The following is a 15,369-nucleotide window of genomic DNA, read 5'->3' on the forward strand; positions in this document are numbered from 1 at the left end:
TCTCTGTCCACCCCTGGTTGTACGTACGATCCACGTAAGGTCTACACCACTTTCGCGGACTGTCCACAACCGGGTGCGGGCGGGGGCCCCCGATTTGTATGGCTACTCAACAATCCCTCTCAGTGGACTAGACCTTTCCCCGCCGAGCACGCGAGACTGTCACCGTGAAACCCGTGAAACACGTCATCGCCCTCGATGTGGGCGGCACCGGGATGAAGGCCGCCCTCGTCGCCGAAGACGGCAGCCTGCTCCACGAAGCGCGCCGGGCGACCGGCCGCGACCGGGGCCCCGACGCCGTCGTCGAGTCGATCCTGGACTTCGCCGCCGAACTGCGCGACCTGGGGGTGCGGCGCTGTGGCGAGGCCGCCTCCGCCGCCGGAGTCGCCGTTCCCGGCATCGTCGACGCCGAGAACGGGATCGCCGTCTACGCGGCGAACCTGGGCTGGCGCGACGTACCGATGCGCACCCTGCTCAGCGACCGCCTCGGCGGCATCCCGGTGGCCCTCGGCCACGACGTGCGCACCGGCGGGCTCGCCGAGGGCCGCATCGGCGCGGGCCGCGGCGCCGACCGCTTCCTCTTCGTGCCGCTGGGCACCGGCATCGCGGGCGCCATCGGCATCGCGGGCCGCATCGAGGCGGGCGCGCACGGCTACGCGGGCGAGATCGGTCACATCGTGGTCCGCCCCGGCGGTCCCGCCTGCGGCTGCGGCCAGCACGGCTGCCTGGAGACCCTCGCCTCCGCCTCCGCCGTCACCCGCGCCTGGGCCGCGGCCTCCGGCGACCCCGAAGCGGACGCGGCCGACTGCGCCAAGGCCGTCGCCTCCGGCGATCCGCGCGCCCGGGAGGTCTGGCTCGCCGCCGTCGGCGCCCTCGCCGACGGGCTGGTCACCGCCCTCACGCTGCTGGACCCGCGCACCCTGATCATCGGCGGCGGGCTCGCCGAGGCCGGGGAAACCCTGTTCGCACCGCTTCGGGCCGCCGTGGAGGAACGCGTCACGTTCCAGCGGCTGCCCGAGATCGTTCCGGCGGCCCTCGGGGACACCGCCGGATGCCTGGGCGCGGGTCTGCTCGCCTGGGACCTACTCGCCACGGAGGTACCTGCCTGATGGCCGGAAGCGCACACAGCACCGTTCTCTCCGGCGCCAAGGTGGTACTGCCCACCGGAACCGTCACGGGCGGCCGCGTCATCGTCGAGGGCGAGCGCATCGCGGGCAGCGCCCGCGAGGACGCGCACACCGTCGACCTGGCCGGGCACTGGATCGTCCCCGGCTTCGTGGACATGCACAACCACGGCGGCGGCGGCGCCTCCTTCACCTCCGGCACCCCCGAGGAGATCCTCCGCGGCGTCCGCACGCACCGCGAGCACGGCACCACCACGCTGGTCGCCTCCACCGTCACCGGGGACCTCGACGAGCTGGCCCGGCGGGCCGCGCTGCTCGCCGAACTGACCCAGCAGGGCGAGATCGCGGGCATCCACTTCGAGGGCCCCTTCATCAACCCCTGCCGCAAGGGCGCGCACAAGGAGGACCTGCTGCGCGACCCGGACCCCGCCGAGGTCCGCAAACTGATGGACGCCGCGCACGGAGCGGCCCGGATGTTCACCCTGGCCACCGAACTGCCGGGCGGCCTGGACTCCGTACGCCTGCTCGCCGAGCACGGGGTGATCGCCGCGATCGGCCACACCGACTCCACCTACGACCAGACCCGCGAGGCCATCGACGCGGGCGCCACCGTCGCCACCCACCTCTACAACGCGATGCCCGGCCTGGAGCACCGCGCGCCCGGCCCCATCGCGGCGCTGCTGGAGGACGAGCGGGTCACCGTCGAGCTGATCAACGACGGCACCCACCTGCACCCGGCGATGCTGGAGCTGGCCTTCCACCACGCGGGCGCGCACCGCGTCGCGCTGATCACCGACGCGATGGACGCGGCGGGCTTCGGCGACGGCACCTACCACCTCGGCCCGCTGGAGGTCGAGGTCAAGGACGGCGTGGCCCGGCTCGTCGAGGGCGGCTCCATCGCCGGCTCGACCCTGACCCTGGACACCGCCTTCAAGCGCTCGGTGACCCTGGACCGGCTGCCGGTCGAATCCGTGGTCCAGGCGATCTCCGCGAACCCCGCCCGGCTGCTCGGCGTCTACGACCGGGTCGGCTCGCTGGAACCGGGCAAGTACGCCGACCTCGTCGTCCTCGACGCGGACTTCGACGTCAAGGGCGTCATGCGGCACGGCGAATGGATCGTCACCCCGGCCGCGTGACGGGCCGCGGCGACCCCGCCACCAGGCCGCCTGACGGCCCGCCACCAGCGGCCAAGCGGCCGTACCGACACGGGCGGCCGGCCCGGGGGACTGGGCCGACCGCCTTCCGTTTGGCATGATCCCGGCAGACCGCAACCCGGGGGCCCGCCGCATGATCGTCACCGTCACGCTCAACACCGCACTCGACGTCACCTACCGCGTGCCGAGGCTGCTCCCGCACGCCTCGCACCGGGTGTCCGACGTCATCGAGCGCCCCGGCGGCAAGGGGCTCAACGTGGCCCGGGTGCTCGCCGCGCTCGGCCACGAGGTCACCGCCACCGGCTTCGCGGGCGGCCCGGCGGGCGACGCGGTCCGGGCGGGCCTGGCCGCCCACGCGCCGGGCGTCGTCGACGCGCTCCTGCCGTGCGCGGGCCCCACCCGGCGCACCCTGGCCGTGACCGACGCGGCGACGGGCGACACGACCCAGTTCAACGAACCCGGCCCGCTGATCACACCGGCCGAATGGGCCGCCTTCCTGGAGCACTACGACACCCTCGTACGGCCCGGCGCGCACGCCGTGGCCCTGTGCGGCAGCCTGCCGCCCGGCGTCCCCGTCGGCGCCTACGCGGTCCTCGTGCGCACGGCCCGCGCGGCCGGGATCCCCGTGCTCCTCGACACCAGCGGCGAGGCGCTGCGCCGGGGGATCGCCGCCCGCCCCGAAATGATCAAGCCGAACGCCGCCGAACTCGCCGAGCTGACCGGCTCCCGCGATCCGCTGCCCGCCACCCGGGACGCCCGCCGCCGCGGCGCCCACGCCGTGGTCACCTCGCTGGGACCGGCCGGACTGCTCGCCGCCACCCCGCAGGGAACCTGGCAGGCCGCCCCGCCGCGCCCCCTGGCCGGCAACCCCACCGGAGCCGGGGACTCCGCCGTCGCGGGCCTGCTCTCCGGCCTCGCCGAGGGCCTGGACTGGCCCGCGCGCCTCACCCGCGCGGTCGCCCTGTCCGCGGCCACCGTGCACGCCCCGGTCGCGGGAGAGTTCGACCCCCGCACCTACGAGGAGGTACGGGGGTCGGTCACCGTCACACCGACGCCCGGTCAGTGACCGGGCGCGGACGGACGGACGACGTGAGGGGCCGAAGGGATCAGGCCGGGTCCAGCCACAGCTGGTCGATGAGCACGTCGCACTGGTTGCCCGCCTCGCACGAAATCTTGACCGTGTTCGACCCCGCGTTGAGGTCGACCAGCGAGTAGGTGTTGGTCCAGCTCTTGTCCCACTCGCCGGGCTTCGCGTTCGTCCAGTTCTTCATGTTGATCGGACGGGTCTGCGCCTCGCCGTTGACGGTCAGCGTGGTGCTGCCGTCCTTGCCGGGCACCCCGTAGGTCATCCTCAGCTTGTACTTGCCGGTCTTCGGCACGTCCAGCGTCCAGGTCAGCGACGCGCCCGGCTTGTTGAAGCCGCCCACGTACTGCCCGGTGCTCGACTTGGCGCCCGGCACGCTGTTCTGCACGCCCGCACCGCCCGCCAGCGCGAACCCGGACCCCGTCGCGTCCGCCTTCGGCAGGTTCGACGGCGCCGAAGCCGACGGCGAACCGCTCGGCTGCTTCGAGGGCGGCGGCGAGGACTGGGCCTGCGTCGGACCGGTGTCCTTGCCGTCCGCCTTGTCCTTGTCCTTGTCGCCGTTGCCGAACATCACGGCCGCCCCGATGCCGATCGCGACCGCGGCGACCACGGCGGCGGCCGCGATCAGCATGCCCCGGCGGCTGGAACCGCCGCCGTGCGGCGGGCCCGCCTGGGCGTGGTGCTGCGGCGGCTGCGGGGGCTGCTGCTGTGCCGGGCCGCCGTAGCCACCCGCCTGGAGCGTCTCGGGCGCCTGGTACTGCGCCTGGTACTGCGGGGCCTGGCCCTGCTGGTAGCCGGGCTGGCCGGGGCCCTGCTGGTAGGGGACCGGGCCGCGCTGGCCGCCGAACGTGCGGTCGCCGACCGTACGCACCTGGTTGTAGGAGGTCCTGGGGACACCCGGCTGCGCGCCACCGGCGGGGCCGGGGTAGCCGTATCCACCACCCTGTCCGGGCGGTGTGGCTCCGGCTGCCTGCCCGTCCTCGTAGAGGTAGCCGAACGGGTCGTCGTCCTCGGGCTTGTTCGCCCCACCGTTCGAGCCGTTGTTCGCGGGCGTCGTCATCGCAGGTCACTCCTTTCGACCCACGGGAGCCTACCTCGAACAGGCGCACCGCAGGCGCTGCGCCGACCGGCGGAAGGCCTCAGCCCGCCCGGCGGTGCGCCTTGGACCGCGACCGCTTCTCGATGTACATCCGCTGGTCGGCGGAGCGCAGCACCTCGTCCGCGGACATCCCGCAGCTCGCCCAGCCGATGCCAAAACTCGCCCCCACGCGGACCGCCCGACCGTCCACCCGGATCGGCGGGATGATCGCGTTGCGCAGCCGGACGGCGAGGTCGGCGGCGTCCGCCGCGCCCAGTCCGTCGGCCAGCACCACGAACTCGTCGCCGCCGAGGCGGGCGACGGTGTCGCCGTCCCTGACCCCGGTCGTCAGCCGCCGGGCCACCTCGATCAGCACCGCGTCCCCGGTGTGGTGCCCGAACCGGTCGTTGATCGACTTGAAGCCGTCGAGGTCGCAGAAGAGCACCGCGAGGCCCTTGGTGCCGTCGTCCACCTCCGACGCGGGCGCCACCGTGTGCACGTGGTGGTCGTACGGTCCCGCTCCCCCCACGCCCCCCGGGCCCCCGGGACCGCCCGGCTGCCCCGGCACGCCGGGGAACTCGAAGGCGTCGGGGCCGCCGTCGGGGCGGAAGCCGTGCTCGCCGGCGCCGGCCGCCTCACCCCGCCCGTCCCGTGCGTCCCGGCCGTCGCGCCCTTCGAAGGCGGCGTCCAGGGCCTCGACCGCCGTCGCCCGCACGGACTGCGGTCTGCGGCACAGCCGCGCGCCGAGCCGGGCCCGCAGCTCGGCGCTGTTGGGCAGCCCGGTCAGCGCGTCGTGGCTGGCCCGGTGCGCGAGCTGGAGTTCGTGCCGCTTGCGCTCCTCGATGTCCTCGACGTGCGTGAGCAGGAAGCGCGGGCCGTCGGCGGCGTCCGCGACGACGGAGTTGCGCAGCGACACCCATACGTACGTGCCGTCCCGGCGCCCCAGCCGCAGCTCGGCCCGGCCGCCCTCGGCGGAGGTGCGCAGCAGCGTGCCGATGTCCTCGGGGTGCACGAGGTCGGAGAAGGAGTAGCGGCGCAGGACGGACGCGGGGCGTCCCAGCAGCCGGCACAGCGCGTCGTTGGTGCGCAGCAGCCGCCCGTGCTGGTCACCGCCCATCTCGGCGATGGCCATGCCGCTGGGCGCGTACTCGAAGGCCTGGCGGAACGACTCCTCGCTGGCCCGCAGCGCCTGCTGCTCGCGTTCGAGCCGGACCAGGGCGCGCTGCATGTTCGCGCGCAGCCGCGCGTTGCTGATCGCAATGGCCGCTTGGAACGCGTACATCTGGAGCGCCTCGCGTCCCCAGGCCCCGGGGCGGCGTCCGTTGCGCGGCCTGTCCACCGAAATGACACCCAGCAGTTCCCCGGCGGACGCGTACATGGGCGCGTACAGCCGGTCCTCGGGGTGCCACTCGTCCTCGAACCGCGGATCGGGGCCCTCGGTGTGCCACTGGGGGACGTCGTCCTCCAGCAGGACCCAGCCCTCGGTGTGTGGGATGAAGCGCAGACCGTCCCAGCTCTCGCCCATCGTCAGGCGGCGGTCCCAGGAGCCGCGGGAACCCACGCGGCCGGTGATGAGGGCCTCCGCGGCGGGGTCGCCGGCGAAGGCGGCGACGACGAGATCACCGTCGGGGCGTACCAGGTTGACACAGGCGAGTTCGTAGCCGAGGCCCACGACGATGCCGTCCACGACGGTCTGCAGGGTGTCCGCGAGACTCCGGGCCGTGTTCAGCTCGGCGACCACCTTGTGCAGCTGCCGCAGGGTCGCAAGACGGACGTACGGCTCCGACTCGGTCTCCATCGTTCGCTCTCCCCGAGACCTCGACAGCAACTCCAGGTTTGTCATCGGCGTTTCGTTGCGGTGTCCCGTCCACTGAATCACAGTGAGCTGTGCCGCAGGTACACAGGGTCAACAAATCTTGCCCTCTGTGACTTAAGTCACATGGGATGAATAATGTGGCCCGTGCGGACTGGGAGCGCTCCCCGTCATTCCCGCGAGCAAACGATACGTGGGGCATCGGGAAGAGCGCGGAACGACACCGCCCCGAGACCTAGGACGCGGGTCGCGGACCGGCTCGGACCAGGGCCCGATGCGGCGCCCGGACCGCGCGACTAGCGTTCCCGGTGTGCTGACGACAAGAGCCGCGATACCCCTGATCCCCGCCGTGACCCCCGCCGCCCCGGGCAGCCCTCATGCTGGGGGAGTGAGCAACGACGAGTTCCGGGAAGCCATGTCCCGGCTGGCGGCGGGCGTGGTGCTGGTCACCGCACGCGAGGAGCCCCTGTCCGCGACCGGCCCCCTCGGCGAGGACGTCGGCATGACGGCGACCGCCTTCATGTCGGTGTCCCTGGACCCGCCACTGGTCCTGGTCAGCCTGCGCGAGGGGTCACGGATGGACGACCTGCTGGCCGAACAGCCGCTGTGGGGGGTCTCCGTACTCGCCGAGAGCCAGCGGCAGGTGGCGAGCCGGTTCGCGATGAAGGGCCGGATCAGCGACCGGCTGCTCTTCGCCGACCTGCCGTCCGTGCGCGGGGACGTCTCCGGCGCGCTGCTGATGCCCGGCGCGCTGGCCACCCTGGAATGCCGCACCGAGAGCCGCGTCGAGGCCGGCGACCACACCCTGGTCATCGGGCGGGTCCTGACGGCCGGCCTGCCGTCCTCCGAGGGCGGGCCCCTCACCTACTTCCGCGGGCGCTACCGGCACTTGGGGGCGTAAGGCGCCGCTCGCGGGCGGCGCGCGGTTCGGGCGGCCGGGCTCGGGCGGCTGGGCTCGGGCGGCTGGGCTCGGGCGGCGCTACCAGTCCCGGCCGGTGCGGCCCCGCTTGGTCTCGGCGCGCGCCTTCTTCTCGCGCAGCCGCCGTTCGTTGATCCCGCGCGGGATCTTCGTCGCCCGCCGCGGCTTCGGCGGCGGCGCCGTCGCCTCCGCGAGCAGCGACGCCAGCCGCACCAGCGCCATCTCCCGGTTGCGCAGCTGCGAGCGGTGCTCGGAAGCCCGTACGGTCACCACCCCGTCCACCAGCCGGGAGGCGAGCCGCTCCAGCGCCCGCGCCTGCCACACCTCGGGCAGCGCCTTGGTGGCGGCGACGTCGAAGAGCAGCTCGACCCGGGAGTCGGAGGTGTTGACGTGCTGCCCCCCGGGCCCCGAGGAGCGCGAGAAGCGCCACGTGAGTTCGGCTTCGGGCAGCGCGACCGAACCGCGGATGACATAGGGACCAGGCATGCCCCCTATGATCCGCCCCCGGCCGCCCGGCGTCACCCGCATTTCGCACGGATCCGCGCCCCTCCTCCTTCGGATCTTCCGTCGGAAAGCGGCCCGGCCGGAACCTCTGCGCCCCCTCCCCGCGTTATGACAGTCAGCGGTAACGTCACCAGGGCGTCAGAGGACGTCGCACGGCGTCGCAGGGCGCCGGCAGCACAGAGGAAAGGGACATCCCATGGCTGTAAGCCTGTCCAAGGGCGGCAACGTCTCGCTCAGCAAGGAGGCTCCCGGCCTCACGGCCGTGACCGTCGGCCTCGGCTGGGACGTCCGCACCACGACCGGTGTCGACTTCGACCTCGACGCGTCCGCGATCGCGGTGAACCCGACGGGCAAGGTCTACTCCGAGGCCCACTTCGTCTTCTTCAACAACAAGTCCACCCCGGACCAGAGCATCGTGCACACCGGTGACAACCGCACCGGCGAGGGCTCCGGCGACGACGAGTCGATCAACGTGAACCTGGCGGCCCTCCCGGCCGACGTGGACAAGATCGTCTTCCCGGTCTCCATCTACGACGCCGACGCCCGCGGCCAGAACTTCGGCCAGGTCCGCAACGCGTACATCCGCGTCGTGAACCAGGCCGGCGGCGCCGAGATCGCCCGCTACGACCTCTCCGAGGACGCTGCCACCGAGACCGCCATGGTCTTCGGCGAGCTGTACCGCAGCGGCGCGGAGTGGAAGTTCCGCGCGGTCGGCCAGGGTTACGCCTCCGGCCTGACGGGCATCGCCCAGGACTTCGGCGTCAACGTCTGACCGCGCCGCCCGGGCGGTGACGCCCGGGCGGCCGACGGCAACGTCCGGGCGTCACCGCCCGGGCGGCTCCCGGGGCCCGTCCGCCCCGGCTCCGCGCCCGTGCCCCCGCGCCCGTCCGCGCGGGGGCACCGGCGCGCCTTGCTACCGTCGCCCGGTGATCCTCGAACCCCTCGTCCCCCTCGACGGCGCCCTGCCCGGCCCGGTCCTCACCGAGGTCGCCGCCCTCTACGCGACGAACCATGCCTTCTTCGAACTCAGCGGCGACTTCCCCGACCCGGCCCGGATCACCGTCGAACAGGTCGCGGCCGCGCTCGCCGACGAACTCGCCCATGACGGCGCCCAGGTGCTGCTGGCCCGTTCGGCCGGGCGCCTGGTCGGCCTCGCCGCCACCCTCGACCACCACCCCGACCCGGCATCCGGCGACCCGGACCCCTGGATCGGGCTGCTGCTGGTCGACGCCACCGTCCACCGCGCCGGGTACGGCCGTACGCTCGCCACCCTCGTCGAGGACCGGTTCCGCACCGCGGGCCGAAGCGGCGTGCGCCTGGCCGTACTGGACGACAACCCGGCCGGACTCGCCTTCTGGACCGCCCAGGGCTACACCGCGCTGCGCCGGGCCCCGGACCTCCAGCACGGCCGGCCCTGCACCGTGCTGCGCAAAGCACTCACCGGCCGGAGCTGACCCCGGCGGGCCGCGCCGCCTTCGCGTCGTCCGCCTTCGGCTTGCCCTTCCCGTACAGCCACACGTCCCAGACCTCGTCCAGGTCGTGCCCGGTCGACTCCTCGGCGAAGGCGGTGAAGTCGCGCGTACCGGCGTTCCCGTGCCGGTGACCGGCCGCCCAGCCGCGCACCAGCGCGAAGAAGGCCGGATCGCCGACCTCCTGCCGGATCCGGTGCAGGACCATCGCGCCCCGGTAGTACACGGGGTCGTCCGAAATGTGCCCGGGACCGGGCGGCTCGGCGGGCGGGAAGTCACCCCACGGCCGGTCCGCGTCGGAATCCACGCGCGTGTCGCCCTCCACGAACGCGGTGAAACGGTCCTGCGCGCTCGGCCCGCCGTGGTCCTCCGACCACAGCCACTCGGCGTAGGTCGCAAAGCCCTCGTTGAGCCACATGTCCTTCCACGCCTTGGGCGACACCGAGTTCCCGAACCACTGGTGCGCCACCTCGTGCAGGACGAGCAACTCGCTCGGCGCCCCGGCGAACACCGGCCGGGTCTGCGTCTCCAGCGCGTAGCCGAGGGTGCCGCGGCGCTCCACGATCGCCCCGGTGGTGCTGAAGGGGTACGGACCGAACTTCCCGCTGCCCCACTCGACCATCTCCGGCAGCCGCGCGAGCGGCCCGGCGCTGGCGGCCGCCTCCTGGGGCGCGACGGCGTCGTACACCGGGATCCCCGAGGGGGTCTTCCCCGTCGTGACCGTGTACGTGCCGATGGCGGCCACCGCCAGGTAGCTCGCCATCGGGGCGTCGCCGTGCCAGGCGAAGACCGTCCGGCCCGCCCCGTCGTCCGTCCGCGAGCGCAACTCCCCGTTGGACACGGCCTCGTACCCCTGCGGCACGGTGAGCGTGATGTCGTACACGGCCTTGTCGCTCGGGTGGTGGTTGCCCGGGAACCACGCCATCGACCCGACCGGCTCGCCGACCCCCACCGCGCCGTCGCCCGTGGGGATCCAGCCCTCCTTCGAACCGTCCGCGTCGTGGACGACCCGCGGGGTGCCGGAGTAGCTCACCCGCGTACGGAAGACCCGCCCCTTCTCCAGGTCCTCGGCGGGGCGGACCGTCAGCTCGTTCCCGGTCCGGTTGAACCGGGCCCCGGCGTCGTCGACGGTCACGGCCTTCACGTCCAGCCCGGCGAGGTCCAGGTTGAAGGAGCTGAGGCCCTGCGTGGCCCGGGCGGTGATGACGGCGGTCCCCGTCAGGTGCCGCCGCCCCGGCTCGTAGGTGATGCCGAGGGCGTAGTGCTGCACGTCGTAACCACCGTTGCCCGCCTTCGGGAACAGCGGGTCGCGCAGACCCGACGCCCCCGGCGTGCCCTCCACCGGGCCGCCCGTACACCCCGCGAGCAGGACGAGGAGCAGGGCGAGGGGCGCGGCGGCGGGCCGGGGGCGGTGATCCACGCTCCGATAGTAGGGGCGCCTACCGGATGAGGGAGTCGGCGCCGGCCTTGGCGAACTTCTCGTCGAGGTCACCGCTCGGCGCACCGGCCACACCGATGCCGGCGACCGGGGCGCCCGCGGCCTGGACCGGGGTGCCGCCGCCGAGGAACAGGGTGCCCGGGATGTCCTTGAGGTTCGGGGTCTGGGCGAGGCGGCCCGCGAGGACGGAGGTCGGGGCGTTCCACGACACGGCGGTGAACGCCTTGCGCTGCGCCGACTCGTACGACTGCGGGCCCGCGCCGTCGCCGCGCAGCGCCACCAGGGTGTTGCCGTTGCGGTCGACCACCGCGACCGTCACCTTCTGGTTCTCCTGCTCGGCCGCCTTCAGCGCGGCCTGCGCGGCGCGGGTGGCCGCGTCGATGGTCAGGTGGGTCGAGGTGGTGAAGTTCTTGCCGCCGTCCTCCTTGGCCACGGCCGCGGCGGGGGCGGCCGCGGGGGCCGGGGCGGCGGTGGCGCTGACGGCCCCGAAGGTGCCCGCGCCGAGCGCTACGGCGAGGGCGGCACCGGTGAGGACACGGGTACGGGTGTTCATGGCTGCTCCTGGGCTTCGTCCGGGGGCCGGGGTCCCGGCCACCCCCTGATCGTGTCCCGCCGCCCCACCCCACCGGATCCCCGCACCGGCTCGCCCCCGCGCCCCCACCGGCTGAGGGGCGGGTCAACCGATCGGCCGATGCGAAACCTCCCCGGAGGGGCCACGGTGGTCTCCCGGGGTCCCCGCTCCCGGCCCGGCGGAGCCACACCCGGTCCGCGGAGCCATACCCGGCCCCGGGGAGCCCGACCCAGCCTCGCTGAGCCATACCCGGTCCCGGGGAGCCATACCCAGCCTCGCCGGCGATTGAGGCGCGGGTGCGGGCGGAGCCCGATCCAGCCCCGCCGGCGTTTGAGGCGCGCGCTCGGGGGCCTCCGGCGGGCCCTCAAACGCCGGGCAGGCTGGATCTGCCCCCGTGGCCGAGCCACACCCAGCCCCGCCGACGATTGAGGCGCGGGCCCGGGCGGAGCCCGATCCAGCCCCGCCGACGATTGAGGCGCGCGCCCGGGGGCCTCCGGCGGGCCCTCGAACGCCGGGCGGGCTGGATTTGCCCCCGCGGGGCCGACAAGGCTCCGCGCCCCGCGGACAGGCACGATGGACGGGCACCCCGCCCACCCACCCACTCCGGAGGAGGACCCCCCGTGCACACCCCCAGCCGCACGCTCACCACCGTCGTGCACACCGCCTTCTTCCTCCTCCTCACCTCCTCCGTCGCCCGCTTCCTGCTGCGCCACCCCGGCGAACCCCGCACCCCGTGGATCATCGCCCTGAGCATCACCCTGGCCCTCCTCTACTGCCTCGGCCCCACCACCGCCAAAGCCACCCCCACGCCCACCCCCACCGGGGACCCGGCCCGGCCCACCCCCCGCCACCTCGCCTGGCTCACCCTCGTCGTCACCACCTGGGTGGTCCTCGTCGTCCTCGCCCCCAGCTTCGCCTGGTGCGCCGTCCCGCTCTTCTACACCGCCCTGCGCACGCTGCCGCCCCGCGCCGCCGTCATCCTCGTGGCCCTCCTCACCGCCTTCGTCGTCGCCGCCCAGCTCCGGCTCGCCACCGCCTTCGACCCCAACCTGCTGCTGGCCCCGCCCGCCGTCGCCGCCCTCGCGACCGCCGTCTTCGTCCACATGGAGCGCCAGAGCCGGGCCCAGCGGACCCTCATCGACGACCTGCTGCGCACCCGCCGGGAACTGGCCGCGACCGAGCGCCGCGAAGGCACCCTCGCCGAACGCCAGCGCCTCTCCATGGAGATCCACGACACCCTCGCCCAGAACCTCTCCAGCCAGCGGATGCTGCTCCAGGCCGCCGAGCGGACCTGGGACGCGGACCCGGCCACCGCCCGCGCGCACGTCCGTACCGCCACCGGCATCGCGGCCCGCGGCCTGGCCGAGGCCCGCCGCCTGGTGCACGACCTGGCCCCCTCGGAACTCGCCGACGGCGTCCCCCTCGCCGAGGCCCTCCGGGGGCTCGACGCCGGTCCGCAGGTCACGGTGCGCTTCCACCTTGAGGGCGCCCCCGTACCGCTGCCCGACCGGACCCAGTCCGCACTGCTCCGGATCGCCCAGGGCGCCCTCGCCAACGTCCGCGAGCACTCCGGCGCCCGCACCGCGGCCCTCACCCTCAGCTTCCTCGGCGACCAGGTGGTCCTGGACGTCGCCGACGACGGCAGCGGCTTCGCCACCCCCGGGACCGGCTCGGCGGCGCCCGCCCCCGACCGCCCCGACCGCGGCCACGGCCTGCCCGCGATGCGCGCCCGGGTCCGCCAGCTCGGCGGCACCCTGACCGTCGAATCCACCCCCTCCGAGGGCACGGTCCTGTCCGCCGCGCTCCCCCTGACCCCCGCCACCCCGACCGCACTGGAGCCTCCCCGATGACCCGGACGCCCCCGCAGGCCCGCACGACCCCGCCGCACGGGACGGCCCCGACGACGATCCTGCTCTGCGACGACCACCTCGTCGTCCGCGCCGGCCTGCTCGCCCTCCTCGGCAGCGAACCGGACATCGAGGTCGTCGGCGAGGCCGGCAGCGGCGAGGAGGCCGTGGCGCTGGCCGCCGCGCTGCGCCCCGACGTCGTGCTGATGGACCTCCAGCTCGGCGAGGGCATCGACGGCATCGAGGCCACCCGCCGCATCGCCGCGCTCCCGGGACCGCCCCCGCCGCACGTGCTGGTGCTGACGACGTACGACACGGACGCCGACATCACGCGCGCTATCGCCGCGGGCGCCACCGGCTACCTGCTCAAGGCCGAACGCCCCGAGGAACTCTTCGCCGCGATCCACTCCGCCGCCCAGGGCCGCACCACGCTCTCCCCGCCCGTGGCCAGCCGCGTGATGGCCCACATGCGCGGCACGAAACCCACCCTGACCGAACGCGAACTGGACATCCTGGGCCAGCTCGCCCGCGGCCTCGGCAACCGCGACATCGCCCGCGCCCTCTTCATCAGCGAAGCCACCGTCAAGACCCACCTCGGCCGGATCTACGACAAGCTCGGCGTCGACACCCGCGCGGGCGCCGTCTCGGTCGCCAAGGAACAGCGCCTCCTCCCGTCCTGACCGGAACACCGCGAGCCCCCGCCCACATACCCCCCGGCACCACCCGCCCAGAACCGGACAGTCACGCCCCCTCTTCGGACAACCACACCCCGCCCCCGCCCCACCCCTGTCCCCCGCGCACCCTCCGCTGGCACGCTCCGCTCCACGCGCCCCACCCCGGCGCCGCCGCCCGCGAAGGAGCCCGAGTGACCCACCCCGCGTCCTCCCCCCGCACCCTCGTCCGCCTCGCCACCGCCACCACCGCGGTGCTCGCCGCCACCCTCGCGACCCTCGCCGCCCCGGCGAACGCCGCCCCGGCAGACCCCGCCACCACCAGCGCCACCGCCGAACGCCTCACCGCCCGCCCCGACGCCACCGTCACCGACCCCGACGGCACCACCCACACGCACTACGACCGCACCCTCGGCGACGTCCCCGTCATCGGCGGCGACCTGATCGTCCACCAGCGCCCCGACGGCTCCCGCACCACCACCGACACCACCACCCCGGCCGCCCTCCGGACAGCCGCCACCACCACCGCCCGGACCCCCGCCCCCGCCCCCGGCGCCCGCCGGATCATCTGGGCCGCGACCGGCGCCCCCGCCCCCGCCTGGGACACCCTCACCCGCACCCCCCGGCCCGACGGCACCCCGAGCGAGCTGCACACCGTGACCGACGCCCGTACCGGCGCCGTACTCGGCTCGTACGACACCGTCCACGCCGGCACCGGCACCAGCCAGTACGCCGGCACGGTCCCCCTCGGCACCACCCCCAACGGCGCCCTCCACCAACTCCGCGACGTCCCCCGCGGCGACCAGCGCACCCTCGACGCCCTCAACCAGACCACCGGCGGCGTCCTCTTCACCGACGCCGACGACCTCTGGGGCAACGGCACACCCACCAACCGCCAGACCGCCGGCGTCGACGTCCACTACGGCACCGCCGTCACCTGGGACTTCTACCAGGGCGTCCTCGGCCGCAACGGCATCCGCGGCGACGGCCGGGGCATCACCTCCCGCGTCCACTACGGCACCAACTACACCAACGCCTTCTGGTCCGACTCCTGCGGCTGCGTGAACTACGGCGACGGCGCCCCCGGCACCGGCAAGCCCCCCACCTCCCTCGACATCGTCGGCCACGAGATCGCCCACGGCCTGACCGCCGCCACAGCCGGACTCCTCTCCTCCGGCGAACCGGGCGCCCTGGGCGAAGCCACCTCCGACATCCTCGGCACCGCCGGAGAATTCTTCGCCGAAAACCCCGCCGACCCCGGCGACTACCTCATCGGCGAACGCGCCTACCCCGACGCCCCGCGCACCATGGACCGCCCCAGCAGCGACGGCTCCTCACGCGACTACTGGTCCCGCGACATCGGCACCCTCGACCCCCACGCCGCCTCCGGCCCCGCCCGCCACTTCTTCTACCTCCTCTCCGAAGGCAGCGGCCGCAAGGTGATCAACGGAGTCACCTACGACTCCCCCACCTACGACGGCTCCAAGCTCCCCGGCATCACCCGGGAGAAGGCCGTCCGCATCTGGTACCGCGCACTCACCGTCCACCTCACCTCCACCTCCACCTACTCCCGCGCCCGCACGGCCACCCTCCAGGCCGCCACCGACCTCTACGGCGCCACCAGCACCGAACGCACCGCCGTCGCCGCCGCCTGGAACGCCGTCAACGTCCACTGAACCCACGGCCCGGCCACCCCCCGG

General features: G+C 74.2%; 14 protein-coding genes. 9 read left to right on the forward strand and 5 right to left on the reverse strand.

The genetic code is table 11. From position 1 onward, the window contains the following. The first annotated feature begins 173 nt into the window (after positions 1-173). From AC0693_RS04670 to AC0693_RS04680, 3 genes are all read left to right on the forward strand, one after another. On the forward strand, positions 174-1,106 hold the full coding sequence (locus AC0693_RS04670) for an ROK family protein (protein ID WP_469333011.1): 933 nt from the start codon (positions 174-176) through the stop codon (positions 1,104-1,106). Next, entirely contained in the window at positions 1,106-2,257 is a 1,152-nt protein-coding gene (nagA, locus tag AC0693_RS04675) for an N-acetylglucosamine-6-phosphate deacetylase (protein WP_478800948.1), read from the forward strand. The genes AC0693_RS04670 and nagA overlap by 1 nt, the downstream gene beginning before the upstream one ends. 151 nt (positions 2,258-2,408) lie before the next feature. After that, positions 2,409-3,341 (forward strand): 1-phosphofructokinase family hexose kinase, encoded by a 933-nt coding sequence (locus AC0693_RS04680; RefSeq protein WP_469318072.1) that lies wholly within the window; start codon positions 2,409-2,411, stop codon positions 3,339-3,341. 40 nt (positions 3,342-3,381) lie between these two features. Here the strand turns inward: AC0693_RS04680 and AC0693_RS04685 are convergent, their stop codons facing one another. Next, positions 3,382-4,419: a CBM35 domain-containing protein gene (locus AC0693_RS04685; RefSeq protein ID WP_469318014.1), complete on the reverse strand. Its 1,038-nt coding sequence runs from the start codon at positions 4,417-4,419 to the stop codon at positions 3,382-3,384. 79 nt (positions 4,420-4,498) lie between these two features. Continuing rightward, the gene (cdgB, locus tag AC0693_RS04690; RefSeq protein WP_478800949.1) at positions 4,499-6,235 is read right to left on the reverse strand and encodes a diguanylate cyclase CdgB; all 1,737 of its coding nucleotides are present in this window, start codon (positions 6,233-6,235) and stop codon (positions 4,499-4,501) included. Between the two features lie 289 nt (positions 6,236-6,524). Here cdgB and AC0693_RS04695 point away from each other — a divergent pair, with 289 nt between their 5' ends. Then, positions 6,525-7,151 carry a flavin reductase family protein gene (locus AC0693_RS04695; protein WP_478800950.1) on the forward strand — a complete coding sequence of 209 codons (627 nt, stop codon included), beginning with the start codon at positions 6,525-6,527 and terminating at the stop codon, positions 7,149-7,151. 78 nt (positions 7,152-7,229) lie between these two features. Here the strand turns inward: AC0693_RS04695 and arfB are convergent, their stop codons facing one another. After that, a complete protein-coding gene (gene arfB / locus AC0693_RS04700) occupies positions 7,230-7,655 on the reverse strand; it encodes an alternative ribosome rescue aminoacyl-tRNA hydrolase ArfB (RefSeq protein ID WP_356416429.1) in 426 nt (141 codons plus the stop codon). Positions 7,656-7,869: 214 nt separating this feature from the next. On the opposite strand from arfB, the gene AC0693_RS04705 reads away from it, so the two are divergent. Continuing rightward, positions 7,870-8,445 (forward strand): TerD family protein, encoded by a 576-nt coding sequence (locus AC0693_RS04705; protein WP_469318016.1) that lies wholly within the window; start codon positions 7,870-7,872, stop codon positions 8,443-8,445. Between the two features lie 154 nt (positions 8,446-8,599). Beyond that, positions 8,600-9,127, forward strand: coding sequence for an N-acetyltransferase family protein (locus AC0693_RS04710; RefSeq protein ID WP_478740484.1), 528 nt, complete (start codon positions 8,600-8,602; stop codon positions 9,125-9,127). Here the strand turns inward: AC0693_RS04710 and AC0693_RS04715 are convergent. Together AC0693_RS04715 and AC0693_RS04720 are read right to left on the reverse strand one after the other, a co-directional pair. Continuing rightward, positions 9,111-10,562, reverse strand: a complete 1,452-nt coding sequence (locus AC0693_RS04715) for a M1 family metallopeptidase (RefSeq protein WP_469318017.1) — start codon at positions 10,560-10,562, stop codon at positions 9,111-9,113. The two genes, AC0693_RS04710 and AC0693_RS04715, sit on opposite strands and share 17 nt — an antisense overlap. A gap of 19 nt (positions 10,563-10,581) precedes the next feature. After that, entirely contained in the window at positions 10,582-11,133 is a 552-nt protein-coding gene (locus AC0693_RS04720) for a GlcG/HbpS family heme-binding protein (protein WP_478800951.1), read from the reverse strand. Between the two features lie 638 nt (positions 11,134-11,771). Here AC0693_RS04720 and AC0693_RS04725 point away from each other — a divergent pair. The 3 genes from AC0693_RS04725 (at position 11,772) to AC0693_RS04735 (ending at position 15,345) form a co-directional block, all read left to right on the forward strand. Then, positions 11,772-13,001, forward strand: coding sequence for a sensor histidine kinase (locus AC0693_RS04725; RefSeq protein ID WP_469318019.1), 1,230 nt, complete (start codon positions 11,772-11,774; stop codon positions 12,999-13,001). Beyond that, the gene (locus AC0693_RS04730) at positions 12,998-13,678 is read left to right on the forward strand and encodes a response regulator (protein ID WP_468469037.1); all 681 of its coding nucleotides are present in this window, start codon (positions 12,998-13,000) and stop codon (positions 13,676-13,678) included. Before AC0693_RS04725 ends, AC0693_RS04730 begins: the two co-directional genes overlap by 4 nt. A gap of 185 nt (positions 13,679-13,863) precedes the next feature. Next, positions 13,864-15,345 (forward strand): M4 family metallopeptidase, encoded by a 1,482-nt coding sequence (locus AC0693_RS04735; protein WP_478800952.1) that lies wholly within the window; start codon positions 13,864-13,866, stop codon positions 15,343-15,345. Positions 15,346-15,369 lie beyond the last annotated feature (24 nt).

It is taken from the genome of Streptomyces sp. NPDC043876, assembly GCF_056435825.1.

Excerpts from the sequence above, each read along its gene's own strand:
- nagA (WP_478800948.1), top strand. The coding sequence starts at position 1,106 with ATGGCCGGAAGCGCACACAGCACCGTTCTCTCCGGCGCCAAGGTGGTA.
- AC0693_RS04680 (WP_469318072.1), top strand. The coding sequence starts at position 2,409 with ATGATCGTCACCGTCACGCTCAACACCGCACTCGACGTCACCTACCGC.
- AC0693_RS04685 (WP_469318014.1), bottom strand. The coding sequence starts at position 4,419 with ATGACGACGCCCGCGAACAACGGCTCGAACGGTGGGGCGAACAAGCCC.
- cdgB (WP_478800949.1), bottom strand. The coding sequence starts at position 6,235 with ATGGAGACCGAGTCGGAGCCGTACGTCCGTCTTGCGACCCTGCGGCAG.
- AC0693_RS04695 (WP_478800950.1), top strand. The coding sequence starts at position 6,525 with ATGCGGCGCCCGGACCGCGCGACTAGCGTTCCCGGTGTGCTGACGACA.
- arfB (WP_356416429.1), bottom strand. The coding sequence starts at position 7,655 with ATGCCTGGTCCCTATGTCATCCGCGGTTCGGTCGCGCTGCCCGAAGCC.
- AC0693_RS04705 (WP_469318016.1), top strand. The coding sequence starts at position 7,870 with ATGGCTGTAAGCCTGTCCAAGGGCGGCAACGTCTCGCTCAGCAAGGAG.
- AC0693_RS04720 (WP_478800951.1), bottom strand. The coding sequence starts at position 11,133 with ATGAACACCCGTACCCGTGTCCTCACCGGTGCCGCCCTCGCCGTAGCG.
- AC0693_RS04730 (WP_468469037.1), top strand. The coding sequence starts at position 12,998 with ATGACCCGGACGCCCCCGCAGGCCCGCACGACCCCGCCGCACGGGACG.